This is a genomic window from Modestobacter versicolor, assembly GCF_014195485.1.
GTDB classification, from domain to species: domain Bacteria; phylum Actinomycetota; class Actinomycetes; order Mycobacteriales; family Geodermatophilaceae; genus Modestobacter; species Modestobacter versicolor.
This window is the reverse complement of record NZ_JACIBU010000001.1, coordinates 787,423-812,330: the sequence shown is the minus strand read 5'-3', so window position 1 is coordinate 812,330 and position 24,908 is coordinate 787,423. Positions and strand designations below refer to the sequence as shown.

The 24,908-nt window shown below is 74.9% G+C and carries 23 protein-coding genes and 1 pseudogene; 6 read left to right on the top strand and 18 right to left on the bottom strand.

Annotated features, from left to right (window positions below; all coding sequences use genetic code 11):
* Nucleotides 1-94: 94 nt before the first annotated feature.
* On the top strand, nucleotides 95-1,981 hold the full coding sequence (locus FHX36_RS03915) for a sigma factor-like helix-turn-helix DNA-binding protein (RefSeq protein ID WP_183513510.1): 1,887 nt from the start codon (nucleotides 95-97) through the stop codon (nucleotides 1,979-1,981).
* A gap of 28 nt (nucleotides 1,982-2,009) precedes the next feature.
* Here the strand turns inward: FHX36_RS03915 and FHX36_RS03910 are convergent, their stop codons facing one another.
* From FHX36_RS03910 to FHX36_RS03900, 3 genes are all read right to left on the bottom strand, one after another.
* Entirely contained in the window at nucleotides 2,010-2,735 is a 726-nt protein-coding gene (locus FHX36_RS03910; protein ID WP_110554420.1) for a DUF72 domain-containing protein, read from the bottom strand.
* A 7-nt stretch (nucleotides 2,736-2,742) separates the two neighbouring features.
* Nucleotides 2,743-3,849: a cold-shock protein gene (locus FHX36_RS24115; protein ID WP_183513509.1), complete on the bottom strand. Its 1,107-nt coding sequence runs from the start codon at nucleotides 3,847-3,849 to the stop codon at nucleotides 2,743-2,745.
* Between the two features lie 110 nt (nucleotides 3,850-3,959).
* Entirely contained in the window at nucleotides 3,960-4,490 is a 531-nt protein-coding gene (locus tag FHX36_RS03900) for an Lrp/AsnC family transcriptional regulator (RefSeq protein ID WP_110550256.1), read from the bottom strand.
* A gap of 171 nt (nucleotides 4,491-4,661) precedes the next feature.
* On the opposite strand from FHX36_RS03900, the gene hppD reads away from it, so the two are divergent.
* The 3 genes from hppD to fahA are packed head-to-tail and all read left to right on the top strand — an operon-like array spanning nucleotide 4,662 to nucleotide 8,302.
* A complete protein-coding gene (hppD, locus tag FHX36_RS03895; RefSeq protein ID WP_110550257.1) occupies nucleotides 4,662-5,867 on the top strand; it encodes a 4-hydroxyphenylpyruvate dioxygenase in 1,206 nt (401 codons plus the stop codon).
* Between the two features lie 28 nt (nucleotides 5,868-5,895).
* On the top strand, nucleotides 5,896-7,101 hold the full coding sequence (locus tag FHX36_RS03890) for a homogentisate 1,2-dioxygenase (protein WP_110550267.1): 1,206 nt from the start codon (nucleotides 5,896-5,898) through the stop codon (nucleotides 7,099-7,101).
* Nucleotides 7,102-7,108: 7 nt separating this feature from the next.
* Complete coding sequence (gene fahA, locus FHX36_RS03885) at nucleotides 7,109-8,302, top strand: fumarylacetoacetase (RefSeq protein ID WP_110550258.1); 1,194 nt, start codon at nucleotides 7,109-7,111, stop codon at nucleotides 8,300-8,302.
* Nucleotides 8,303-8,311: 9 nt separating this feature from the next.
* Here the strand turns inward: fahA and FHX36_RS03880 are convergent, their stop codons facing one another.
* From FHX36_RS03880 to FHX36_RS03820, 12 genes and pseudogenes are all read right to left on the bottom strand, one after another.
* Complete coding sequence (locus FHX36_RS03880) at nucleotides 8,312-9,067, bottom strand: nitrilase-related carbon-nitrogen hydrolase (RefSeq protein WP_110550259.1); 756 nt, start codon at nucleotides 9,065-9,067, stop codon at nucleotides 8,312-8,314.
* Nucleotides 9,064-10,266 carry a pyridoxal phosphate-dependent aminotransferase gene (locus FHX36_RS03875; RefSeq protein ID WP_110550260.1) on the bottom strand — a complete coding sequence of 401 codons (1,203 nt, stop codon included), beginning with the start codon at nucleotides 10,264-10,266 and terminating at the stop codon, nucleotides 9,064-9,066. The genes FHX36_RS03880 and FHX36_RS03875 overlap by 4 nt, the downstream gene beginning before the upstream one ends.
* Nucleotides 10,267-10,292: 26 nt before the next feature.
* Nucleotides 10,293-11,117, bottom strand: a complete 825-nt coding sequence (locus tag FHX36_RS03870) for an IclR family transcriptional regulator domain-containing protein (RefSeq protein WP_146251482.1) — start codon at nucleotides 11,115-11,117, stop codon at nucleotides 10,293-10,295.
* 110 nt (nucleotides 11,118-11,227) lie between these two features.
* Nucleotides 11,228-11,761 (bottom strand): annotated as a pseudogene (locus tag FHX36_RS24110) (UGSC family (seleno)protein).
* 24 nt (nucleotides 11,762-11,785) lie between these two features.
* Nucleotides 11,786-13,456, bottom strand: coding sequence for a dihydroxy-acid dehydratase (gene ilvD / locus FHX36_RS03855; RefSeq protein ID WP_220035760.1), 1,671 nt, complete (start codon nucleotides 13,454-13,456; stop codon nucleotides 11,786-11,788).
* A complete protein-coding gene (locus tag FHX36_RS03850) occupies nucleotides 13,453-14,817 on the bottom strand; it encodes an FAD-dependent oxidoreductase (protein WP_220035761.1) in 1,365 nt (454 codons plus the stop codon). Before FHX36_RS03850 ends, ilvD begins: the two co-directional genes overlap by 4 nt.
* Entirely contained in the window at nucleotides 14,814-15,095 is a 282-nt protein-coding gene (locus FHX36_RS03845) for a hypothetical protein (RefSeq protein ID WP_110550264.1), read from the bottom strand. Before FHX36_RS03845 ends, FHX36_RS03850 begins: the two co-directional genes overlap by 4 nt.
* Before the next feature lie 28 nt (nucleotides 15,096-15,123).
* Entirely contained in the window at nucleotides 15,124-16,230 is a 1,107-nt protein-coding gene (locus FHX36_RS03840; protein ID WP_220035762.1) for a hypothetical protein, read from the bottom strand.
* Nucleotides 16,227-17,099 carry an ABC transporter permease gene (locus FHX36_RS03835; protein WP_220035763.1) on the bottom strand — a complete coding sequence of 291 codons (873 nt, stop codon included), beginning with the start codon at nucleotides 17,097-17,099 and terminating at the stop codon, nucleotides 16,227-16,229. The genes FHX36_RS03840 and FHX36_RS03835 overlap by 4 nt, the downstream gene beginning before the upstream one ends.
* Entirely contained in the window at nucleotides 17,099-17,935 is an 837-nt protein-coding gene (locus tag FHX36_RS03830) for an ABC transporter ATP-binding protein (RefSeq protein WP_110550265.1), read from the bottom strand. Before FHX36_RS03830 ends, FHX36_RS03835 begins: the two co-directional genes overlap by 1 nt.
* Nucleotides 17,936-18,165: 230 nt before the next feature.
* Nucleotides 18,166-19,011 (bottom strand): SDR family oxidoreductase, encoded by an 846-nt coding sequence (locus FHX36_RS03825; RefSeq protein ID WP_110550266.1) that lies wholly within the window; start codon nucleotides 19,009-19,011, stop codon nucleotides 18,166-18,168.
* 75 nt (nucleotides 19,012-19,086) lie between these two features.
* Nucleotides 19,087-19,542, bottom strand: a complete 456-nt coding sequence (locus tag FHX36_RS03820) for a MarR family winged helix-turn-helix transcriptional regulator (protein WP_220035764.1) — start codon at nucleotides 19,540-19,542, stop codon at nucleotides 19,087-19,089.
* A gap of 102 nt (nucleotides 19,543-19,644) precedes the next feature.
* Between FHX36_RS03820 and FHX36_RS03815 the strand changes: the two genes are divergently transcribed.
* Complete coding sequence (locus FHX36_RS03815; RefSeq protein WP_183513508.1) at nucleotides 19,645-20,517, top strand: alpha/beta hydrolase; 873 nt, start codon at nucleotides 19,645-19,647, stop codon at nucleotides 20,515-20,517.
* A 76-nt stretch (nucleotides 20,518-20,593) separates the two neighbouring features.
* On the opposite strand, the gene FHX36_RS03810 is transcribed toward FHX36_RS03815, so the two are convergent.
* Entirely contained in the window at nucleotides 20,594-21,181 is a 588-nt protein-coding gene (locus tag FHX36_RS03810) for a DUF1349 domain-containing protein (protein WP_110553327.1), read from the bottom strand.
* A 62-nt stretch (nucleotides 21,182-21,243) separates the two neighbouring features.
* Here FHX36_RS03810 and FHX36_RS03805 point away from each other — a divergent pair, with 62 nt between their 5' ends.
* Nucleotides 21,244-22,311 carry a Gfo/Idh/MocA family protein gene (locus FHX36_RS03805; protein WP_110553328.1) on the top strand — a complete coding sequence of 356 codons (1,068 nt, stop codon included), beginning with the start codon at nucleotides 21,244-21,246 and terminating at the stop codon, nucleotides 22,309-22,311.
* Nucleotides 22,312-22,407: 96 nt separating this feature from the next.
* Here FHX36_RS03805 and FHX36_RS03800 read toward each other — a convergent pair whose 3' ends face one another.
* Complete coding sequence (locus tag FHX36_RS03800; protein WP_110553329.1) at nucleotides 22,408-23,433, bottom strand: hemolysin family protein; 1,026 nt, start codon at nucleotides 23,431-23,433, stop codon at nucleotides 22,408-22,410.
* Nucleotides 23,430-24,821 (bottom strand): hemolysin family protein, encoded by a 1,392-nt coding sequence (locus FHX36_RS03795; RefSeq protein ID WP_110553330.1) that lies wholly within the window; start codon nucleotides 24,819-24,821, stop codon nucleotides 23,430-23,432. The genes FHX36_RS03800 and FHX36_RS03795 overlap by 4 nt, the downstream gene beginning before the upstream one ends.
* Between the last annotated feature and the right edge of the window lie 87 nt (nucleotides 24,822-24,908).

Here is a 24,908-nt window from a genome sequence, read left to right as displayed (position 1 = left end):
GATTACACCGTTACACGGCTCGAGGGTCAAGGGGCCGGTGAACCGGGCGCCGGCTGGGTACGAACACCCGGCAGGGCGATCGAGGGGAGAGCTGGTGGACGACGCGGTCGGCGCCGGGTTCGCCGCGTTCGTCGTCGACCGGCGGCCTGCGCTGCTGGGCACCGCACTCCTGCTCACCGGCGACCGGGGCCCCGCCGAGGAGCTGGCCCAGCGGGCGCTCGGGAAGGCCCGGCGGAGCTGGCCGCGCGACCCGGAGACCGCCGTCCTGCAGGGCCTGGTCGCCGGCGCGACCGGGCGGTGGGCCCGGCTGACCCGCACCGAGCAGGTCATCGAGGCGCTGCCCGACCCGCTCGCCGCCCCGCCGACCGACGTCCCCGACCTGGCGGCAGCGCTGCGCGAGCTGGCCCCGCGCACCCGCACCGTGGTCGTGCTGCGCTGGCACGAGCGGCTCCCCGAGCCCCGCATCGCCGAGCTGCTGCACGTCCCGGTCGCGGTGGTCGCCGCCGAGGCGGCCCGCGGGCTGCAGCAGCTGCGCCCGGCGCTCGCACCCAGCGCCTACGAGCGCGCCGCTGCCGAGCTCCCCGCCGAGCAGCGGCTGGCCGGGCAGCTCGCCCGGCTCGCCGGGGCACCCGCCCGGTGGCGGCTCGACCCCGCCGAGGCGGTCGGCGACCTGGCGGCCCGCCGCTCCGGTGCCCGCCGGCGGCTGGCTGCCGGGGCCGTCGCCGCGGCGTGCGTGGTGGGCATCGCCGTCCCGCTGGCCCGCTGGGCGCCCGACCTGCCGGCCGAGCCGACGGCCGCCGCTCCCCCGTCGGTCGCCGCAACGAGTTCCGCGCCCGTGGTCACCCCGGCGGTCCCGGTGCTCACCGGCCCGACCCGCGGCTCGCTGGCGGGCGACGCCGCGCTCCTCGACGAGCTGCGCGGCGCCGACTGGGGGGCCCAGGAGGCGCCGCCGCCCGCCGACCGCGAGGTGGTGCTCGCGACGGACACCCCCGACGGGCGGGTCGCGCTGGTGGTGGGCACCGTGCTGGAGGACTTCCGCGGCGTGTGGCTGACCGGCCCGGTCGGCGCCGCCCCCGGAGACCTGGTGCCGCACCTGCCCCGGCAGCTCGGCCGGGGCCGCCCGCTCGCCCTGCTGCTCGGCGGGCCGGGCGACGCGACCCTCGTCGCGGTCGCCGCCCCCGGCGACGTGATCGCGGTCTCCGACCGGCTGATGACCGGTCCGCGCGGCACGGTCGGGCGCACCTACGCGCCGGTCGGCACCGCGGACGGCCTGGCGGTCGTGCCCGCCCGGACGACCGCGCTGGGGCCGGCCCTGTCGGTCCGGGTCACCCGCGAGGGCCGCGAGGTCTACCGCTCCGCCGTCGACTGGCCGGACCAGGACGCGGCCGCCGCGGCGCCGCTGCCCGCGCTGTCCTCGGTGCGGCCGGGACCGGGCCGACCCGACCCGCGGGTGGTCGAGTCGGCGCTCACCGACGTCGCGGTGCCGCTCGGGGTGGAGCCCGCGGCGCTGCAGCCGGAGCTGCTCTGGTCGGCCGGGCTGCCGCTCACCCGCGGCACCGGCACGGTCGCCGTGGTCGTGGCCCGCAGCCCGGGTGGTGCGCTGGTGGTGACCACCTGGGCCGGGGTCGGCAGCAGCGGCGTCTCCTGCGGCACCCAGACCCCACCCGGTACGACGGAGGTCGGCACGCTGACCGTGGCGCGGGTCTGCGACGTGGCGCTGCCCGGCCTCGGCCAGACCGACGACGGCCGCTGGCTGGTGGTCACCGCACCACCGGACGCGGTCACCGGCGAGGTGCTCGACGGCCGCGGCCGGGTGCTGGAGACGCTCGCGCTCGTCGACGGCAGCGCCGTGCTCACCCTGCCCGGGGGCGCCCGTTCGGTGCGCACCCTGGGCGCCGGCGGCCGGGAGCTCCGGGAGACGCCGGTCGCGCCGTCGCCGACCGAGCCCTTCGGCGACTTCGGCTCCGGCCCGGCCCGCTGAGCGGTCAGCCCCGCAGGTCCCCGGGCGGTCAGCCGAGCAGGCCGCGCAGCTCCTCCGCGTTGCGCACCGCGTGGCCGTACCCGTCGTTGTTGAAGTAGACGAACACGTCCCGGCCGCCGGCGGACCACTCACGCACCCGGTCGGCCCACCACCGCAGGTCCGCCGTCGGGTACGACCCGGCGTAGAGGTGCTGCGGGTCGGGGCCGTGCATCCGCACGTAGACGAACGGCGCCGTCGCCCGCAGCACGCAGGGCAGCCCGGCGCCGCTCATCACGACGTAGGCCGCACCGTGCCGCTCGAGCAGCCGGTACACCGCCTCGTCGTGCCAGCTGGGGTGCCGGAACTCCACGGCCACCCGCATCCAGCCGGGCAGCCGGCCGAGGAGGAAGTCGAGCCGGGCGTCGTCCCGCTCGTGCGCCGGGTGCAGCTGCACCAGCAGCACCGCCCGCTTGTCGCCCAGCTCGTGCCAGCAGGCCACCAGCCGGTCGACCCACGCCTCCGGCGCGTACAGCCGCTTGGCGTGGGTCAGCCCGCGCGGGGCCTTGACCGACAGCTGGAACCCCGGGGGCAGCCGGCGCCGCCAGCTCGCGAACGTCGCCGTCCGCGGCCAGCGGTAGAAGCTCGCGTTGAGCTCGACGGTGCCGAAGCGCCGCACGTAGTGCCCCAGCCGGTCGGCCGGCGGGGTGCCGGGCGGGTAGAGCACGCCGTCCCAGTGCGCGTAGCTCCAGCCCGACGTCCCGACGGCGACGGCCACGGTCAGCTCAGAGCGGGTCCACCGAGTCGGCCTGCATGCCCCGGTCGCCCTGGCTGGCGGAGTACTCGACCCGCTGGCCCTCGTCCAGGCTGCGGTAGCCGCCCCGGTCGGCGATCGCGGAGAAGTGCACGAACACGTCGTCGCCGCCGTCGTCGGGCTCGATGAAGCCGAAGCCCTTCTCGGCGTTGAAGAAGCGCACGGTGCCCTGCCCGCTGGCGCCGCCGCCCCGGGGGGCGCGCGGTGCCCGGTCGCGGGGCGCGCTCGGCCGGCGGTCGTCGCGGCGGGGCTCGCGGGCCGGCGGGCGGCCGCCGCCACCGAGGGGCTGGACGTGGTCGGCCTGCAGGCCGCGCTGGCCGGGGCTGGCGGAGAACTCGACCCGCTGGCCCTCCTCCAGGCTGCGGTAGCCGCCGTCGTCGGCGATCGCGGAGAAGTGCACGAACACGTCCTCGCCGCCGCCGTCGGGCTCGATGAACCCGAAGCCCTTCTCGGCGTTGAACCAGCGCACCGTGCCCTCGCTGCCACCGCCGCCGCGCTGCGGGGCGCGGTCGTGGCCGCTGTCGCGGGGGCCGCTCTGCCGGCGGTCGTCGCGGGCCGGCGCGCGGCCGCCACCGAGGGGCTGCACGGAGTCGGCCTGCAGGCCGCGCTGGCCGGGGCTGGCGGTGTACTCGACCCGCTGGCCCTCCTCCAGGCTGCGGTACCCGCCGTCGTCGACGATCGCGGAGAAGTGCACGAACACGTCGTCGCCGCCCTCGTCGGGCTCGATGAATCCGAATCCCTTCTCGGCGTTGAACCAGCGCACCGTGCCCTCGCTGCCACCGCCGCCGCGCTGGGGAGCGCGGGGGGCGCGCACCTGGCGGGGGTCGTCGCGGTGGCCGCGCTGCTCGCGGGCCGGCGGGCGCCCGCCGCCGCCGAGGGGCTGGATGGAGTCGGCCTGCATGCCGCGGTCGCCCGGGCTCGCCGTGTACTCGACCCGCTGGCCCTCGTCGAGGCTGCGGTAGCCCCCGTCGTCGGCGATCGCCGAGAAGTGCGCGAACACGTCCTGCCCGCCGTCGTCGGGCTCGATGAACCCGAATCCCTTCTCGGCGTTGAACCACTTGACCGTGCCCTGCGGCATCCTGCGACTCCTGCACATCTCGACGTCCTCGGCCCCGTGGCGGCACCGATGGACACCATCCTCCCAGCTTCCCCGGCCCGGCGGGCCGCCAGTGCCCCGTCCGGGGCGGTTCAGCCGGGCGGCCGCGGTCCCGGGGTGCCGACGGCGCGGTGCCCGGGCGCCCGGGCCGGCGGTGCGTCCTCGACGGCGGCCAGCAGCGGCAGCACCCGGCGCGGCACCAGCTCCGACAGCGCGACCACGCTGGTCGACCGCACGACGGAACCCGAGCGGCCCAGCTGGAGCAGGGTCTGCTGCAGCTCGCCGTGCGAGCGCGCGGCCACCCGGCACAGCACGTCGCCGGAGCCGGTCGTCGCGTGGGCCTCGAGCACGCCGGGCATCGCGGTCAGGTCGGCGGTGACGTCGTCCAGCGCGCCCTGGGCGATCTCCAGGGTGACGAACGCCTGGACGCCGAAGCCGGCCGCCGGGAGGTCGACGTCCGGGCCGTAGCCGGTGACGACGCCGGACTCCTCCAGCCGCTGCAGCCGCGCCTGCACCGTGCCGCGGGCCACCCCGAGCCGCCGGGACAGCTCCAGCGCGCCGGCCTTGGGGTGCTCGGTCAGCGCCCGGAGCAGCGCCAGGTCCAGGGTGTCCAGCCGGGCCATCGCGGGGCTCCTCGGGTGATCGCGGTCACAACTGGTCGATGCGCACAGTAGCGGCGCCGTCCGGGCAGGCGGGATGTACCGGGTGCCCAGCCGCCACCCGGCTGATTGCGCAGTGCGCAGGGGGTGCGGTGCGCTCTGCTCCCCCGCCCCCGGAGCCCGCGAGGAGCAGCCGTGACCCTCGAGCAGACCCTCACCGACGAGGAGAAGCTGGCCGAGCTGAGCCTCGAGCAGCTGCAGCAGCTGGTCGGGCTCGTCGACCACGACGCCTCTCGCGACCCGTTCCCGGTCAGCGGCTGGGACGCGCTGGTCTGGGTCGTCGGCAACGCCACCCAGACCGCGCACTACTTCCAGTCGGCCTACGGCATGGAGCTGGTCGCCTACTCCGGGCCGGAGACCGGCAACCGCGACTCCCACGCCTACGTGCTCACCAGCGGCGCGGCCCGGTTCGTGGTCACCGGGGCCTACGACCCGGCCAGCCCGCTCGCCGACCACCACCGCCGGCACGGCGACGGCATCGCCGACATCGCGCTGGGCGTGCCCGACGTGGACACCTGCATCGCGCACGCCCGGGCGAGCGGGGCCACCGTGCTCACCGAACCGCACGACCTCACCGACGAGCACGGCACGGTGCGGCTGGCGGCGATCACCACCTACGGCGACACCCGGCACACCCTGGTCGACCGCTCGCGCTACGACGGCCCGTACCTGCCCGGGTTCGTCGCCCGCAGCTCGACCTTCGTCAAGCGACCCGGCGCCCCGCGGCGGCTGTTCCAGGCGATCGACCACGTGGTGGGCAACGTCGAGCTCGGCGCCATGGACCGCTGGGTCGAGTTCTACAACCGGGTCATGGGCTTCACGAACATGGCCGAGTTCGTCGGCGCGGACATCGCCACCGACTACTCCGCGCTGATGAGCAAGGTGGTGTCCAACGGCAACCACCGGGTCAAGTTCCCGCTCAACGAGCCGGCGGTGGGCAAGAAGAAGTCGCAGATCGACGAGTACCTGGAGTTCTACGGCGGCCCGGGCGCCCAGCACGTCGCGCTGGCCACCAACGACATCCTCGGCGCGGTCGACGCGCTGCGGGCCGAGGGGGTCGTCTTCCTCGCCACCCCGGACTCCTACTACTCCGACCCCGCGCTGCGGGCCCGGATCGGCGAGGTGCGGGTGCCGATCGAGGAGCTGCAGCGCCGCGGGGTCCTCGTCGACCGGGACGAGGACGGGTACCTGCTGCAGATCTTCACCAAGCCCCTCGGCGACCGGCCGACCGTCTTCTTCGAGCTGATCGAGCGGCACGGGTCGCTGGGCTTCGGGATCGGCAACTTCAAGGCGCTGTTCGAGGCGATCGAGCGCGAGCAGGAGCTCCGCGGCAACTTCTGAACGAGCAACGGCCCGAAGGGTGGAGACCATGGCGTACTACCGGCGGGTGGGGGACGTCCCGCCCAAGCGGCACACCCAGCACCGGCGTCCGGACGGCGGGCTGTACGCCGAGGAGCTGATGGGCGAGGAGGGCTTCACCGCCGACTCCGCGCTGCTCTACCACCGCGGCATCCCGTCCTCGCTGGTCGACGCCCGGCCGTGGGAGCTGCCCGACCAGGCGCTGACGCCCAACACCCCGCTGCTCCCCCGGCACCTGCGGCTGCCCGAGCTGTTCCCCGGCGACGAGCACGAGGCGACGGACCCGGTGACCGGCCGCCGGCTGGTGCTGGGCAACGCCGACGTGCGGATCTCCTACGCGGTGAGCAGCCTGCCCAGCCCGTACTACCGCAACGCCACCGGCGACGAGTGCGTGTTCGTCGAGCGCGGCACCGCCACCGTGGAGACCGTCTTCGGCGCGCTGGACGTCGGCCCGGGCGACTTCGTGGTGATCCCGCGGGCGACCACCCACCGCTGGCTGCCCACCGGGGCCGAGCCGCTGCGCAGCTACGCCGTCGAGGCGAACTCGCACGTCACCCCGCCCAAGCGGTACCTGTCCCGGTACGGGCAGTTCCTCGAGCACGCGCCGTACTGCGAGCGCGACCTGCGCGCGCCGACCGAGCCGCTGCTGGCCGAGGGCACCGACGTGGAGGTCGTCGTCAAGCACCGCGGCGCCGGCCCCGGCGGGCTGGCCGGCACGGTGCACGTCGTCCCGGAGCACCCCTTCGACGTCGTGGGCTGGGACGGCTGCCTCTACCCCTACGCGTTCGACGTCAGCGACTTCGAGCCGATCACCGGCCGGGTGCACCAGCCGCCGCCGGTGCACCAGGTCTTCGAGGGCACCGGCTTCGTCATCTGCGCCTTCGTGCCGCGCAAGGTCGACTACCACCCGCTGGCCGTGCCGGTGCCCTACTTCCACTCCAACGTCGACTCCGACGAGGTCATGTTCTACGTCGCCGGCGACTACGAAGCACGCAAGGGCTCCGGCATCGGCACGGGCTCGGTGTCGCTGCACCCGGGCGGGCACAGCCACGGGCCGCAGCCCGCCGCCATCGAGGCGTCGCTGGGGGCCGAGCGGTTCGACGAGCTCGCCGTCATGGTCGACACCTTCCGGCCGCTGTCCCTCGGCGAGGGCGGGACGGCGGTCGACGACGGCCGCTACGCCTGGAGCTGGTCGGGGCGGGGGCCCAGCAGGTGAGCCCGACGTGAGCTGGCTCGACCTGCCGTCGGGCACCCCGTTCGGCCCGGCGAACCTGCCCCTCGGCGTCTTCTCCCCGGCCGGCGACGACCGGCGGCGGACCGGCGTCGCCATCGGTGACCTGGTGCTCGACCTGGCCGCGGCCACCGGCGACCCGGTGCACGCCACCGGCACGCTCAACGCCTTCCTCGCCCGCGGGCCACGCGCCTGGGCGGAGCTGCGGGCGCAGCTGACCGGCTGGGTCACCGACCCGGCGCACCGGGGCGCCGTCGAGCCGCACCTGCACCCGCGGGACGGCGTCGCGCTGCACCTGCCGGTCGAGGTCGCCGACTACGTCGACTTCTACAGCTCCCGGCACCACGCGGAGAACCTCGGCCGGATCCTCCGCCCGGGAACCCCGCCGCTGAGCCCCAACTGGCGGCACCTGCCGATCGGTTACCACGGCCGGGCCGGCTCGGTCGCGGTCTCCGGCACCGCCGTCGTCCGGCCGCACGGGCAGTCGCAGACCCGGGACGAGCCGCCGGTGTTCGGCCCGACGCAGCGGCTGGACCTGGAGGCCGAGGTCGGCTTCGTCGTCGGCGCCGGCTCCGCCCCCGGCACGCCGGTGCCGGTCAGCGCCTTCCCCGACCACGTGTTCGGCGTCTGCCTGGTCAACGACTGGTCGGCCCGCGACCTGCAGGCCTGGGAGTACCAGCCGCTCGGGCCGTTCCTCAGCAAGTCCTTCCTCACCTCGGTCTCGCCGTGGGTGGTGCCGCTGGCCGCACTGGCGGCCGCCCGGGTGCCGGCGCCGGAGCGCGACCCCGAGCCGCTGCCCTACCTGCGCGACGACGACCACCCGTGGGGGCTCGACCTGGCGCTGGAGGTGCGGGTCAACGGGCACCTGGTCAGCTGCCCGCCCTTCGGCTGCACGTACTGGACCGGCGCGCAGCAGCTGGCGCACCTCACCGTCAACGGCGCGGCGCTGCGGACCGGCGACCTCTACGCCTCCGGCACCGTCTCCGGGCCCGCGCCGGACCAGTGGGGGTCGCTGGTCGAGCTGTCCTGGGGTGGGAGGCAGCCGTTGCCGCTGCCCGACGGCACCGCCCGCACCTTCCTGGAGGACGGCGACGTCGTGACGATCACCGCCACCGCGCCGGGCACCGACGGCAGCCGGATCGGCCTGGGCGAGGTGACCGGCCGGGTGGAACCGGCCCGCTGCTGACGGACGCCGTCAGCCGCGGCGGTCGGCGAGGAACCGGAACCGGTCGCGGGTGGCGGCCACCTCGGCCGGGTCGACGTCGGCCAGGACGATCGTCTCCACCCCCGACGCGGTGGCCAGCAGCTCGCCCATCGGGCTGATGACCCGGCTGTCCCCGGCGTGCTCGGTGCCGTCGCCCGCGACGCCCACCCGGTTGCAGCCCACGACGTAGGCCTGGTTCTCGATCGCGCGGGCCTGCAGCAGCGTCGTCCAGTGGTGCCGCCGGGCGCTGGGCCAGTTCGCCGGCACCAGGAAGACGTCGGTGCCCGGCCCGGTCTGCCAGAACACGTCGGCGAAGCGCAGGTCGTAGCAGATGAACGGGGTGACCCGCAGGTCGCCGACCTGCACGGTCACCGGGCCCTCGCCGGAGCGGAACCGGTCGCGCTCGGCGGCGAAGGGGTGCAGCTTGCGGTAGCGGTGCGTGCTGCCGTCGGGGCCGGCCAGCACGAAGGAGTTGTAGGGCAGCTCCCCGCCGGCGTCGGTCTCCGGGCAGGTGCCGGCCACCCACACCCCGTGCTCGGCGGCCTGCGCGCCCAGGAACTGCGACGACGGGCCGCCCTCGGGCTCACCGATCCCCGGGGTCATCGAGAAGCCGGTGGAGAAGGTCTCGCTGAGCAGCACCAGCTCGGCACCGGCGCCGACCGCCCGGGCCACCTGCGGGGCGAGCCGGTCGAAGTTCGCCGCCCGGTCCTCCCAGACGATGTCGTGCTGGACCGCGGCGATCCTCATCGCATCCTCCTCAACCGGGCCACGGCCTCGCCGAGGACCTCCTCGTGCTTGCAGAACGCGAACCGCACCAGGTGCCGGCCGAGCGGGGCGTGGTCGGCGGCGTAGAACACCTCGGTCGGGACGGCGACCACCCCCGCCCGCTCGGGCAGCGACCGGCAGAACGCCCAGCCGTCGCCGTCGGGCTGGAGCGGCCGGACGTCGACGGTGGCGAAGTAGGTGGCCTGCGGGCTGATCACCGGCAGCCCGGCCTCGGCCAGCCCGGTGACCAGCAGGTCGCGGTGCTGCTCGAGGTCGTGCGCCACCCGCCGGAAGAAGTCGTCGGGCAGCCGCAGCCCGGCGGCGATCGCCGGCTGGAAGGGCCCGCCGTTGACGTAGGTGAGGAACTGCTTGGCGGTGCGGACGGCGGAGACCAGCGGCGCCGGTCCGCAGACCCAGCCGATCTTCCAGCCGGTGGTGTTGAAGGTCTTGCCGCCGCTGCCGACCACCAGCGTCCGGTCGCGCATGCCCGGCAGGGTGGCCGGGGAGACGTGCTCGCTGCCGGTGAAGACCAGGTGCTCGTAGACCTCGTCGGTGAGCACGAGCAGGTCGCCGCGCTCGGCGACGTCGGCCAGCACGGCGAGCTCGGGGCGGGTGAAGACCTTGCCGGTCGGGTTGTGCGGGGTGTTGAGCAGCAGCAGCCGGGCCCGCGGGGTGACCGCGGCGCGCAGCTCGGCCTCGTCGAAGGTCCACGCCCCGGTGGTGACCTCCCCGGCGGCGGCCGGCGGGGGCCGCAGCGGCACCGGGCGCAGCACGCCGCCGGCCATCGCGACCGCGGCGGCGTAGCTGTCGTACATCGGCTCGAACAGCACGACCTCGTCGCCGGGCTCCAGCAGCGCGATCAGCGCGGCGGTGAGCGCCTCGGTCGCCCCGGCGGTCACCAGCACCTCGTCGGCCGGGTCGTAGCCCAGCCCGGTGAACCGCCGGTGGTGCTCGGCGATCGCCGCGCGCAGGTCGGGCTGGCCGGGGCCGGGCGGGTACTGGTCGTGCGCGGTGCCGATCGCCGCGCGGGCCACGTCGAGCACCTCGGCCGGGCCGGGCTGGTCGGGGAAGCCCTGGCCCAGGTTGATCGAGCCGGTGGCCACCGCCAGCGCGCTCATCTCGGCGAAGACCGTCGTCCCGAAGCCCTGCAGCCGGGACGCGAGGTGCGGCACGGAGGTCACCGGCTCATCCTGCCGTGGCCGACCGCTCAGAGCCGGTTGCGGGTGTCGGTGGTCCCGCCCAGCAGCCGCAGCTCCCGGGTGAGCGCGGCCGCGGTCCGCTGGAGGGCGGCGATGGTCTGCGGCCGCCGGGCGCCGACGGACTCGCGGTTGCTGTGGCTCGCGAGGTTGAGCGAGGCGACGACGTCGCCGTCCGGTCCGTGCACCGGCACCGCGAGGGAGGTGACGCCGTCCTCCAGCTCCTCGTCGACGGCGACCCAGCCCTGGGCGCGGCCCTCCTCGATGCGCTGCCGCAGCGCCTCGCGGTCGGGCACGGTGTGCGTGGTGCGCCGCTCCAGCCGGACCCGCTGCAGGTAGGCCTCGAGCTCGGCCGGCGGCAGCGCGCCGAGGAGCACCCGTCCGTGGGAGCTGAGGTACGCCGGGCCCCGGGTGCCGACCGTGATGCCGGCGCTGAACGTGCGGCGCACCGGGACGTGGGCGACGTAGACGATGTCGTCGCCGTCCCGGACGCCGAGGCTGGTGGTCTCCCCCAGCTCGGCGGTCAGCTCGACCAGCCGCGGCCGGGCCAGCTGCGGCAGCGTCAGCGTCGACAGGTAGGTGAAGCCCAGCTCGAGCACGGCGGGGCGCAGGAAGAACCGGCGCTCGGCGGTGACCCCGACGTAGCCGAGGTCGAGCAGGGTGAGCAGGAAGCGGCGGGCGGCGGCCCGCGGCATGCCGGTCTTGCGGGCGACGTCGCTCACCGAGAGCTCGGGCTCCTCGGGGCTGAACGCCCGGATCGTCTCCAGGCCCCGGGCGAAGGTCTTGGCGTAGTGGTCGCCCCGCTCCAGGGACTCGTCCTGCTCCGTGTCAGTCACCTCGTCGGCCCGGTGGTCGTGCGCGGGCCCGGAGTGTGCCACGACCGCCGGCCGGCCGGTGCCGCCGAGGTGGGGCCGCCCTCCCGGGCGACCCCACCCCCACCGTCGGCTCAGCCGCTGACGACGATGCCCACCAGCTCGGCGAGCGCGGTGGAGACCCGCTCGCTGATCTGCTGCTGGTCCAGGCTGGCGAGCGGGTGCGGGACCACCAGGAACCGGTAGCCGGGGAACCCGTAGGCCTTGGCCATCGCCTCGCCAGGGACCCGGAACGCGTCGGTGCAGATGCTGACGGCGGGCACACCGGCCCGCTCCAGCAGGACTCCGTCGGCCACACTGGCCGCGCTGCAGGAGCCCTAATCGCCGATCCCGGCCACGACGAAGTCGCAGTTCTTGAGGATCTGCTGAATCTGGCTCTCCTCCACCGGGGTGCCGAAGTAGCCCTTGACGTAGGTGGTCACCTCGCCGGCGTCGAAGTCGCGGCGCAGCTGGCGGGCCACCTCGGCGAGCACCACCGAGGCGTTCGGCTTGGTGTTGTCCAGCAGGCCGATCCGCGCCCCCTTCAGGCTGCGCAGCCGCGGCGCCAGCCGGGTGTCGCCGGCACCGTCGCCGTCGCCGGTCGGGTCGAGCAGGACTTCGCGGGTCACGTCTGTCTCCTCCTCATCGGTCGGTCAGGCGCCGAGCGTGGCGCCGCGGGACACCGGCTGGACCGACCGGGCGTACACCGACAGCCAGCCGCAGCCGCTGGGCGTCTCCGGCGGCGCCAGGCGGCCCCGCCGTTCCTCGAGCACGGCCGGGTCGACGTCCAGGTCGACCGTGCGGGCCTCGACGTCGACGCTGATGACGTCGCCGTCCTCGACCAGCGCCAGCGGGCCGCCGAGCGCCGCTTCCGGCGCGACCTCGGCCACCACCAGGCCCTTGTTGACCAGGCCGGACATCTGCCCGTCGGTCACCACCACCACCTCGTCGCCGAGGCCGGCGCCGTCCAGGGCGAAGATGAACGCCGAGGTGAAGCCCATCCCCGGGGCGCCGCGCAGGCCCAGCCCGCTGAGCACCAGCACCTGGCCGGCCCGCACCTCGCCGCCGCGGATCGCGGCGAGCCCCTCCTCGCGGGAGCGGAACACCCGGGCCGGGCCGCTGAACTGCTTGATGCCGTCGTCGGCGACGGTGCGCTTGACCAGCGCGCCGTCCGGGGCGAGCGACCCGCGGACGACCATCACCCCGGGGTGGCGGGCCAGCGGGTCCCCGACCGGGCGGATGACGTCGGGGTCGGCGACGGTGACCCCGCCGAGCACCTCCCGCTGCGTCGCGCCGGACACGGTCAGCTGGTCCAGGTCCAGGAAGGGCCGCAGCTGGTGCAGCAGCGCCTGCGCCCCGCCCGCGGCCTCGAACTCGTCGATCTGCCGGTCGCCGTTGGGCTTGACCGCCGACAGCAGCGGCACCTGCCCGGCGAGCTCCTCGAACAGCGCGATCACGTCGACGTCGCAGCCGGCCTCGACGGCCACCGCCTGCAGGTGCTTCACGCAGTTGACCGAGCCGCTGACGGCGAGCACAGCGGCGACCGCGTTGCGGAAGGCACCCGGGGTGAGCACGGTGCGCGGGCGCAGGTCCTCGTCGACCATCTCGACGATCCGGGCACCGGCTGCCCGCACCGCGTCCCACATCCGCGGGCTGTTCGCGAGCACCGGGGTGCTGCCCGGCAGCGCCATGCCCAGCGCCTCGGTGGCGATGTGCATGGAGTTGGCGGTGCCCATCCCGGCGCAGACGCCCGGGCCCGTGACGGCGTTGCTCGCCATCTCGGCGAGGTCCTCGACCGTCATCTTCCCGGTGGCCACGTGCCCGGCGTAGAGGAAGACGTCCTCGAAGTCGACGTGCTCACCGCGGAACAGCCCCGAGGGCTGGTAGCCGCAGCCGACCACGATCGTCGGGATGTCCAGCCGGGCGGCGGCCATCAGCTGGGCGGGGGTGGTCTTGTCGCAGGAGGCGAGGGTGACCATGCCGTCCAGCAGCGCCCCCTCGACGGCCACCTCGATGTCGCTGGCCACCAGGTCGCGGGTGGGCAGGATGTACTGCCCGGCCCGGCCGGCGCTGGTGATCGCGTCGCTGGGCGCCGCCGTCCGCACCTCGAAGGGCACCCCGCCGGCCGCCCGGACGGCCTCCTTCAACGGGCCGACGATGCCGTCGAGGTGGCTGAAGCAGCTGGCCAGCCCCGACGAGCTGTTGACGATGGCGATCTTGGGCTTCTCCATGTCCGCCTCGGGGATGCCCAGCGCCGTCCACTGCGCCCGCCGCATCGCCCAGCGGGTGGTGCCGGGCTCGAAGTTGCTCCGCAGCTCCCTCACGCCGGCTCGTCCCCGAGGAAGGCGCCGTCGCCGCGCAGCCGCTGCTGGAGCCGGCCCACGTCGACACCGCGCAGCGTGCTGCCGTCGTCCAGCGCGAGGGCGGCCGCGGTACCGGCGGCCTGGCCCATGGCGAAGCACGGGCCGGTGACCCGCGCCGAGGACTGGCCCATCTGCGTCATCGAGGCGCACCGGCCGACGACGAGCAGGTTGTCCACGCGCTGCGGCAGCAGCATCCGGTAGGGCAGCTGGTTGAACCCGCGGGAGTCCTCCCCGCGCTGCCAGCGGAACTCGACGGTGCCGGCGACGTGCGCCTCGACCGGCCAGCCGTTGACCCCGATGGTGTCGGGGAAGTCCACGCAGTCCAGCACGTCGTCCTCGGTGAGCACGTGGTCGCCGACCACCCGGCGGGTCTCCCGGATGCCGACCTGCGGGGCGATGTCGACGATGTAGGAGCTGCCGAAGCCCGGGGTGCGGTCGCGGATGAAGGCGAAGGCGTCGAACACCTGCTGGCGGCCCTGCAGCTCGCCGCGGGTCAGCTGCTCGACGTCGGTGCCGTCGATCGCGCTGCCGTCGGCGTTGCTCAGCTGGGTCAGGTTGGCCCGCCACTCCAGCGGGTTGCGCTGCGGCCGGACGATCGGCTTCTTCCGCGGGAAGCGGTGGGTGCCGGCCTGCTCGGCCTCGTCCATCAGCCGCTCGACGGTGCGCCAGGGCCGCTCTCCCGCCGCTGCCACGTCGACCCCGTTGATCCGGAACATCATCGACGGGAAGAGCAGGTGCGGCGAGGTCTCGAACGGGACGCCGGCCCAGGCGGCGACGTCGGCGTCCCCGGAGGCGTCGATGAACACCCGACCGCGGACGGCGGCCCGGCCGGACTTGGACTCGATGACCACCGCGTCGATGGTGGCCTCGTCGGTCATCACCACCGCCACGGCCATGGCGTGGAAGAGCAGCCCGGCCCCGGCACCGGTGACCAGCTCGTCGGCGGCCAGCTTGTAGCTGGAGATGTCGAAGGCCTGGGCCAGGATGCCGTCGTTGATCGTCAGGTGCGGGGCCGAGAGCCCGTCGAGCTTGGCCAGCCGCTCGAGCAGCTCGTCGGCCAGCCCGTGCACCACCTGGACGTGCTCGCCGTGCACCTTGGCGTGCAGCCCGCAGAAGGTGCTCAGCCCGCCGGCGGTGCCGGCGCCCCCGAGGAAGCCGTAGCGCTCCACCAGCAGCGTCGAGCGGCCCTGCCGGGCGGCCGCGGTGGCCGCCATCAGCCCGGCCGGGCCGCCGCCGATGACCACGACGTCGAACTCGCCGTGGACCGGGATCTCCCGGCTGGGTTCGACGAGCGTCGCAGCGCCCGGGCGGACCGCCGTCACTTGGCTCCGGCCGGCAGCTCGACCCGGGCGACCGAGTACGGGGTCGAGGTGAGCGCGTCGGTGAGGATCGCGTGCATCACCGTCTCCGGGACCAGGCAGTCCTCGCAGGCGCCCTCACCCGCGGCGACCTGCACGACCAGCTCGGCGTCGCCCTGCCGGGACCAGCCCAGCACGTACCCGTCGGCGGCCAGGACGTCGCGCAGCCCCTGCAGCGCCTCGTCGACCTGCTGGTCGTCGCCGGCCGGGGTCTGCTGCCCGGTGGTGTCCACGGTGCTCATCGCGGTGTCCTCTCGGTGGGGGTGGTGCTCATGGGCGGGGCTCGGCCACCCGGGCGGTCGACGGTGCACCGCCGCGCGGGCCGAAGGTCTCGATGACGGCGGAGACGCCGGAGTTGTTGGCACCGGCGACCACGACGAGCAGGGCCTCGGGCGAGTTCAGCACCTCGACCCGGTCGCCGCCGGCCTCCGACGCCCGGTCGGGGACGGCGTCGGGGTGGTCGGCCGGCACCCGCCAGCGGGTGCTGCGGGAGACCGCGTCCTTGCCGACGGCGGCCAGCGCCTCCCGGCTGTTCCAGGCCCGCTCGTACACCGCCTGCCGGACGTCGGTCTTGCTCCAGCCGGCCCGGGCGAACAGCTCGGCGTGCTCGGGGCCGAGCACCAGGCAGCCGCTGATGGTCTCGTGGATCAGCGCGCCGGTGCGGGCCAGCGAGCCGGCCAGGTCCAGCGCGAGCTGCTCGGGGACGACGGTGTGCCGGGCCTCGATGTGCAGCACCGAGCGGACGACCATGCCGGTGACCGCGCTGTCGGCCGCGCTCATCCCGTGCTCGACGTGCAGCGCCGGCCAGGGGCTCTGCTCCTCGTTCTCGGCGATGCAGGCGGTGTACTTCGCCGGCGTGCCCTGGGTCGCCTGGTCCAGCTCGTGCGGCCGCAGCCCGAAGACGTTGATGGCGGTGAGCCGGATGGCCCGGCCGATGGTGGCGTTGGCCCGGAAGCCGGAGCCGAACACGTTGCCCCGGCTGTTCAGCCCGATCCGCTCGCGCACCGGGCCGTTGACGATCAGCAGCGGTGCGGTGCCGGTGGTGCTCTGCCAGATGCCACGGGTCGCGTAGCCGTCCAGGGTGAGCGCCTCCCAGGCGGCCAGCACCACCGGGAAGTACTCCGGCAGGCAGCCGGCCAGCCCGGCGTTGATCGCCGCCGCGCGCACCGTGCAGGTGCGGTTGAGGTGCGGCATCTCGAAGACCACGTCCGACGGCGCGCGGTCGGTGGTGGCCAGGAACTCGGCCAGGTAGCTCTCGGTCACCGGCATCACCGGCAGGCCGTCACTCCAGCCCTTGCTCGCGTAGTGCTCCAGCGCCCGGCGGACGTCGTCGATGTCGACGTCCACCTCGCTGCCGGCTGCCGCCTCGACGCTCACTGCTGTCCTGCGACGGAGTCGTGCCAGGGGATGACCAGGCGTTTGGTGGTGGTGACGGCGAGATACAGCAGGGAGCCCATCAGGGCGAGCAGGATGATCACGGCGAACAGCTGGGGTGCATCGAGTGCGTTGAGGCTGGAGACGACGAGGTGGCCGAGGCCTTCGCTGCCACCGAGGTACTCCCCGACGATGGCGCCGATGACGGCGAAGACGATGGCGACCTCGGCGCCGGCGAACACGTAGGGCAGCGTGGAGGGCAGTTCCAGGTTGCGGAAGGTGGCCCAGCGGGTCGCACCCAGCCCGCGCATGACGTCGCGGTGACCGCGGTCGACCGAGCGGACCCCGAGCATCACGTTGAGCATGATCGGGAAGAACGCCAGGATCGCCGCCATGATGATCTTGGAGGTGGTGCCGAAGCCGAACCAGATCACGAAGATCGGGATGAACGCGACCTTGGGCACGACCTGGAAGGCGACCATCGCCGGCTGCACGGCGCGCTCGAGCCAGACGACCCGGCCCAGCACCGCGCCGATCGCGACCCCGGCGATGAGTGCCACGGCGAAGCCGATGAGGACCTCGGTGAGGGTGATCCAGATGTCGTGGTAGACCGCCGACCCGGACAGCAGGGTGACCAGGGAGTCCCAGACGGCAGAGGGGGCGGGGAGGATGAACTCCGAGACCCCGACCACCGAGACGGCGAACTGCCAGCTGCCCAGCAGTAGGAGCAGCAGGATGGGGCTGGAGATCCAGGGCAGCACCTTCATCAGCCGTTCCCGGTCCCCGAACAACCCCGACCTGCGCGCGCCACCATCGGTGGCGCTGGCGGGGGTGGCGTCTTCGCTGATCGGGTGGTTGCTGGTGGTGGTCATCAGTCCTCCTCGTCCAGCTCGCTGCGCAGCACCCGGACGACGTCTTGGAACTCCTGGCTGGTCTCGGTGACCAGCGAGCGGGGGCGGGCCAGCGAGACGGGGGTGACCGACCGGATCCGGCCCGGTCGGGGGGTGAGCAGCACGACCCGGTCGGCCAGGAACACCGCCTCGGGGATGGAGTGGGTCACGAACACCACGGTGGCCCCGGCCTGGGCGTGGATGTTCTGCAGCTCCAGGTTCATCTTGTCCCGGGTGAGGGCGTCCAGGGCGCCGAAGGGCTCGTCCATCAGCAGGATGGTCGGGTCGTAGGACAGCGCGCGGGCGATCGCCGCCCGCTGCCGCATCCCACCGGACAGCTCCCGGGGGTAGGCGTTCTCGAAGCCGGGCAGCCCGACCAGCTCGCACAGCTCCCCCGCCCGCGCCAGGCGGGCCTTCTTGCCCATCCCGCGCAGCTTCAGCGGCAGCGACACGTTCTCCGCCACGGTGTACCAGGGGAACAGGTTGGCGTCCTGGAACACCAACCCGAACTGCTTGAACGCCTCGTCGTTGCGCTTGCCGTTGCGCCAGATGCTCTCCCCGTCGGCCTCCACCACCCCCGAGGTGGGCGGCAGCAGCCCGGCCAGGATCCGCAGCAACGTCGTCTTCCCACACCCCGACCGGCCGACCAGGGAGATGAACTCCCCCCGCCCGATGGTCAGGTTCACGTCGCTGAGGGCGTGCACCTCACCCCGGCGGGCCTGGTAGGTCTTGTTCACCCCGCTCACCTGGAGCTGCGGGCGGGGGGCGGCATCGGCCGCCACCGGGGCGGGCGCTCGTTCTGCCGTGCTGCGGGTCATCGTCGCCTCCGTCGGGCGCTGGACGGGTCGTATCGGACCGGGCCGTCTCGCGGTGTGCGATATCTGAACGCCTGGTGCGATGTCGCACGTCGAGCATGACCCCGCTCACAGCACCGGTCAAGGACGCACCGGCCCGGCGGGCCGGCCGCGGGCAGAAACGGGTCAATTGACGTAGCGCCCGAGGTCGGGACGACAGGGCCCGGGCGGACGCCGTCCGGCCGGACCGGAGGTCACCCGGCGCGCAGCACCTCGGCGAGGCCGCGCGCGGGGTGACCGGTCAGCGCCTCGACTGCGCCCGACACGGTGGCCAGCTCGCCGGCCGCGATGGCGGTGTAGGTGGACACCCAGGCGTCCACCTGCCAGTCCGGGGCGCCGTAGGAGGCGCGGGACGCGTACGCCTCCTCGACGGTCTCGGGGACGTAGCGCACCGGGCGTCCGGTGACGGCGGTGATCGTCTCCGCCACCTCGCCCAGCGTGAGCGCCTCCGGGCCGGTCAGGTCGTAGGTGGCGCCGGCGTGCGCTGCCGGGTCCAGCAGCACCGCCGCCGCCGCGTCGGCGATGTCGTCCTGGGCCACGGCGGCCACCCGGCCCTCGCCCGCCGGTCCGCGGATCACGCCGTCCTCGCCGGTGAGGTACGGGAAGAAGTCGGCGTAGAGCGAGTCGCGCAGGAACGTCGCGCGCAGCCCCCGGGCCCGGACGTGCTGCTCGGTGGCCCAGTGGTCGCGGGCGAGGGTGAACGTCGCGTCGGGCGCGGCGCCGAGGAACGAGACGTAGACCAGGTGCTCGACCCCGGCGTCCGCGGCCGCGTCGATGAACGTGCGGTGCTGGCCGACCCGGTCGGGGTGCTCGGCCGCCGACACCATCAGCACGGTCGACAACCCGTCCAGCGCCGTCCGCACCGCTGCCGCGTCGTCGTAGGGCGCGACGGCCACCGTGCTGCCGGGCAGCTGCGGAGCCCGCGCGGGGTCGCGCACCAGCAGCCGCTGCGGGACGCCCGCCGCGGCCAGCCGCCGGGCGACCCGGCTCCCGAGGTGGCCGGTGGAACCGGTGGTGCCGACGGTGGGGGCTGCGCTCATCGCCCGATCATCACCCCCAGCCCTCGTGCTGCGTCCCGGTACCTGATCGGGACGCACCGCTGCGGGCATGGCCGGTCAGCCGCCTGCCTCGATGTCGTCGTGTGCGGCCAGCAGCCGGTCGACGACGGCGGCGAACTCCCGCAGCGTCCCGTCGGGCAGCACGGCTCCCATCCGCCGGGTGAGCTCGGCCCGCAGCAGCGCGGTGCCGTCGGCGATCAGCCGCTCACCGGCCGGCGTCACCTCCAGGATCGAGGACCGCCGGTCGGTGGGGTGCGCCCGGCGGCGACACAGGCCCGCGGCCTCGATCCGGTCGACCGCCTTGCTCGCGCCGCCCACCGTGATGGCCAGCTGCTGCACCACGTCGTGCACCCGGCAGTCCGGCGTCCGCTGGATCACGCGCAGCGTCTGCAGCCGGCCGAGCGTCACGTCCGAGGCATCGACCAGCCGGGCGTCGAGGGCGTTCCACAGCACGGTCTCCAGCCGGACGAACCTGTCCAGGACGTCGACCAGGTCCAGCTCGTCCGTGCTCACGCGGCCTCCTCGTTGACAGAATGCATTACGCGGAAGATTGTTTCCTGGAATCGGCTTCACCGTACCGAGCGGGGCGGTCACGCCCCCCTGGAGGAGGACACCATGGACACCGTTCGGCCTGCCCCTCTCGACCTCACCGGTGACCTCGCCCTCGCGCGGGCCGCCTTCGATGCGTTCCTGACCGCCACCCCGGCCAAGGCCGACGTCCGGGCGGCCACCACCGACCTGGGCGGCGTGCCGGTGGTCGACGTCCGCGTCGACGGCGCACCCGACCCCGGCGGCGTGCTGCTGTACCTGCACGGCGGCGCCTACGTGGTGGGGTCGGCGCGCGCGTCGGTCCGGCTGGCCTCGGCGGTCGCCCGGGCGGGCGGTGCCCGGGCCGTGGTGGTCGACTACCGGCTGGCGCCCGAGCACCCGCACCCCGCTGCGGTCGAGGACGCGGTCGCCTGCTACGTCGCGCTGCTGGCCTCCGGGGTCCGCGCGGAGCAGGTGGTCGTCGTCGGCGAGTCGGCCGGGGGTGGGCTGGCCCTGGCGCTCGAGGTCGTGCTCCGCGACCGCGGGCTGCCGCAGCCGGCCGGCACGGTCGTGTTCTCGCCGTGGACCGACCTCACCCTGTCCGGTGCCAGCCACCACGAGCGCGCCGCCCTCGACCCGGTGCTCTCGGCGGCCGCCCTCGCTCCGCGAGCCGCGCAGTACGCCGGCGCGGCCGGGGTCGGCGAGCCGCTGGTCAGCCCGCTCTTCGCCGATCTGCGGGGCCTCCCGCCGCTGCTGGTGCAGGTCGGCTCGGCGGAGGTCCTGCTCGACGACGCCACCGGGCTGGCCGCGCGGGCCGCGGCGGCCGGCGTCCCCGTCACCCTCGAGGTGGAGGCCGGGGCGACCCACGTGTTCCAGCTGCACCACGGCACCGACCCGGCCGCGGATGCGGCGCTGCAGCGGGTGGGGACCTTCCTGCGCCGGGTGCTGGAGCGCGGCTGAGGGCGCACGCCCGGTGCGCGACCACCGCGCCGGCGACGGCGGGCATGCCGGCGGCGCCGTCCAGCGGGACGGCGGCTCAGTGCAGCGCGGTGTCGGCCGGTCCGGTGGCCCACCGGCGGAACCGCACGACCAGGCCGGGGCGGGTGGGGGCGCAGCAGTACGGCCCGGCCTGCACCGCGACGTCCGGGGGGAGGTACGCCAGCCGGACGAGGCGGAACGGCTCGTCGTCCACCCGGGCCCGGACGGTGACCGCGTCGCCGGCCCGGCTGGCCCGCACGGTCACCCGGCGGCCGGCCCACCCCGGCACCGGCGCGACCGACCAGTCCGACCGGCCGAGGGTCACCACGGCGCCGACCTGGGGGCTGCCGTCGGAGAACTCGACCCCGGCCTTGAGCCAGGTCTCGGCGTCGGCCCGCAGCACGAGCCCGGCCTGGTCGAACTGGCCGTCCCAGCCGAGGTCGAAGGTCACCTCGACCGCGCCGGGGGACGGCAGCGGGGCCAGCAGCGCGTGCGCGTCGTCGTGCACGAAGCCGTAGCTGGTGTGCCGCCAGGCGTCGCTTCCCTGAGCGGCGGTGACCAGCAGGTCGGGCCCGTCCTCGGTCACCGCCACCGGCGGCGTCGTCCACGTGCCGGCGCTCCACGGCTGCACCTGCATCTCGCTCATCCCGGCACGGTAGCCAGCCGCACGGTGCGCGGGGGCTGGGAGCGCTCCCCTAGCGTGAGCGCGTGACCTCCCCCTTCATCGCCCGTCCCGAGCTGCTCGACGCCGACCCGCGCACCGCGACCGGCCGGCCGGTCCGCTGGGGCGTGGTGGCCACCGGCGCGATCGCGGCCACGGTGACCGCGGACCTGGCGCAGCTGCCCGACGCCGTCCTGCAGGCCGTCAGCTCCCGGCGGGCGGACAAGGCCGCGGCGTTCGCCGACCAGTTCGGCTTCGCGGCGTCGTACTCCGACACCGGCGAGCAGCTGGGCTACCAGGCGCTGCTGGCCGACCCCGAGGTCGAGGTCGTCTACGTGGCCACCCCGCACGCGCAGCACGCCGAGGTGGTGCGGGCGGCGCTGACCGCGGGCAAGTCGGTGCTGTGCGAGAAGCCGGTGACCATCAACGCCCGCGAGGCGCAGGAGCTGGTCGACCTGGCGCGGGAGCGCGGGCTGTTCCTGATGGAGGCGCTCTGGACCCGGTTCCTGCCGGCGATGCAGCGGGCGCTGCAGATCGCCGCCTCGGGCGAGATCGGCACCGTGCACTGGGTGACCGCCGAGGTGGCGTTCCCCGCGCCGCTCGACCCGACCGCCCGGATCTGGGCGCGGGCGGACGGCGGCGGGGCGCTGCTCGACCTCGCCGTCTACCCGCTGCTGTGGGCCTGGGGCACGCTCGGCCTGCCCGACTCGGTGTCCGCCGTCGGCACGCTGAACGCCGAGGGCGTCGACGCGCAGAACGCGCTCACGCTCTCCTACGCCTCGGGTGCGCAGGCGCAGCTGACCACGTCGCTGCTGGCCCGCTCGCCGCACACCGCGATGGTCTGCGGCAGCGAGGGCTGGGTGCGGGCCACCGGCCCGGACTCGGTCTACCGGCCCACCCGGCTGGACGTGCAGGCCGGTGACGCCGAGGTGCGCACCGAGGAGTTCGAGCTGATCGGGTCGGGCTACGTGCACGAGCTGCGCGAGGTGACCCGGTGCCTGCAGCAGGGGCTCGCCGAGAGCCCGGTGATGCCGCTGGAGCACTCGCTGGCCACGATGCGGCTGCTCGACGGCGTCCGCGCCCAGCTCGGCGTGGTCTACCCGAACGACCTCTGAGGGCAGACCCACCGTCGACGCTCGTGCTCTGCTCCCCAGGGGTGAGCAGAGCACGAGCTCCCGCGGACCAGCACGACCGGCGCCGCCCCGGTCCGTTCAGCCGGTCGCGGCCACGACCCCCGGCTGCGGGAGGAGCCGGCGCAGCACGTCCGCCAGCGTCACCACCCCCAGGACCGCACCGCCGTCGGTGACGACCGCGAGGTGGTTGCGGGTCTCCCGCATCGACCGGAGAGCGGCGTGCACGGTCGTGCCGGCCGGGAGCGCGAACACCGGGCGGGCGAGGGAAGCCGCCGGCTCCCCGGCGGTGGCGGCGAGGGTGTCGCGGACGTGCACGACGCCGGTGAGCTGCGCCCGGTCGCCGAGCAGGATGCGCAGGTGCCCGGTGCGCCGGGTCGCCTCCCGCACGTCGCCCACGGTGGCGCCCGCGGGCACCGCGGCCAGCGGTGCCCCGGCGGTGAGCAGGTCGCGGACGGTGAGCCGTTCCAGCTCCAGCGCGCCGGAGATCTGGGCGGAGAAGCCGGCGTCGAGAGCGCCCACGTTCGCCGAGTGCTCGACGAGGTGCCGCAGCGCGTCGGGGCTGTGCCCGACGGCGAGCTCGTCGGTCGGCTCCACCCCCACCGCGCGCACCAGCCGGTTGGCGGCGGAGTTCAGCGCACGGAGCACCGGCCGGAACAGGGCCATGAAGGCCCGCATGGGCACGGCCAGCAGGGTGGCCGACCGCTCCGGGTGGGCGATCGCCCAGGACTTCGGCGCCATCTCGCCGACGACGAGGTGGACGAAGGTCACGACCAGCAGCGCCAGCACGAAGCCGACGACGTCGGCGGCGACGACCGGCAGCCCCCAGTCCTCGAACAACGGGGTGAGCCAGTGGTGCACCGCCGGCTTGCTGATCGCGCCGAGGGCCAGGGTGGCGGCGGTGATGCCCAGCTGCGAGCCGGCCAGCAGCAGGGTCAGCTCCGCGGAGTTGCGCAGCGCGGCCCGCGCCGACCGGCTGGTCGGCGCCGCCTCCTCCAGCCGGTGCCGCTTGGCCGCCAGCGCGGCGAACTCGACGGCGACGAAGAAGGCGGACAGGGCGACGATGACCACCGTCGCGGCGATCACCACCCGCGGGTCGTCGCTCATCGGGAGCCCTCCTCGGCGGTGGCGGCCGCACCGGACAGGGCGCGGTCGGGCAGCTCGAGCCGCACCCGCGCCGGCACGTGCCGCTCCACGGCCAGCACCTCGACGTGCAGCAGCCGGGGCCGGGGGTCGTCGTCGTGGACCAGGTCGCCCGGGTCGGGCGGCAGCTCGACGGTCAGCCGTGCGCCGGGCTGGGGCAGTTCCCCGGCCGCCGCGATCACCAGGCCGGCGATCGTCTCGTAGGGGCCGCGCGGCAGGTCGACGGCGAGCGAGCGCTCCACCTCGTCGACGTGCACGTCGCCGGCCATCTCCCACACGCCGTCGCCCTCGACCGGCACGTACGCCGGGTCGACGTCGGCGTCGTGCTCGTCGGTGATCTCGCCGACGAGCTCCTCGGCCAGGTCCTCCAGGGTGAGCACCCCGGCGAACCCGCCGTACTCGTCGATGACGCAGGCCAGCTGCTCGCCGGTCTCGGTGAGCAGCCGCAGGGCGTCGGGCAGCGGGGTGAACGTCGAGACGACCGGGCACTCGCGGGCGATGGCGGTGACCGGCGCCGAGTCCGGCTCCGGGGTGGCGAGCAGGTCGGCCAGGTGCACCACGCCGACGACGTCGCCGGCGTCGGACACCGGGTAGCGGGAGTGGCCCCGGCTCATCAGCGTGCGCAGCGTCCCGAGCGTGTCGGTGGTCGCCACCGTGCCCACCCGGGGCCGCGGGATCATGGCGTGCTCGACGGTCCGGTCCGGGAAGTCCAGGATGCGGTCGACCAGCATCGACAGCTCCGCCGGGAGGTCACCGCTGTCCCGGGACTCCTCGACGATGTGCTCGAGGTCGCGGGCGGTCGCGGCGTGCTCCACGTCGTGCACCGGCTCGATCCGCAACGCCCGCAGCAGCAGGTTCGACGCCTGGTCGAACACCCAGATCAGCGGTCCGAAGACCTTCAGGTAGACCGTCGTCGAGGTGCCCAGCCAGCGGGCGACCGGCTCGGGGCGGGCGATGGCCAGGTTCTTGGGGAACAGCTCGCCGAACAGCATCTGGACGACGGTGGAGAACAGCAGGGCGAGCACCGCACCCACGGCGACGCTGACGGCCGTCGGGATGCCGACGCCGCCCAGCAGCGCGCCCAGGGAGTCCCCGATGAGGGGCTCGGCCACGTAGCCGACCAGCAGGCCGGTGACGGTGATCCCCAGCTGGGCGCCGGAGAGCATGAAGGAGGTGCGGCGGGTGACCGCGAGGGCGCGCGCGGCGGTGCTGTCACCGTCCGCGGCGCGAGCGGCCAGAGTCGCCCGGTCCACCGCCATGTAGGCGAACTCCTGGGCCACGAAGTACCCGGTGACGACGGTGATCGCCAGCACGACCACCACGCCGAGCAACAGGGACAGGACCTCGGTCACCGGCCACGCACCCCCTCAGCGGAGGCGGGGTGCGTGGCCTGGGGACTGTGACTGGGGCTCATGGCTCTTTCTGGTCGGGGACGGCAG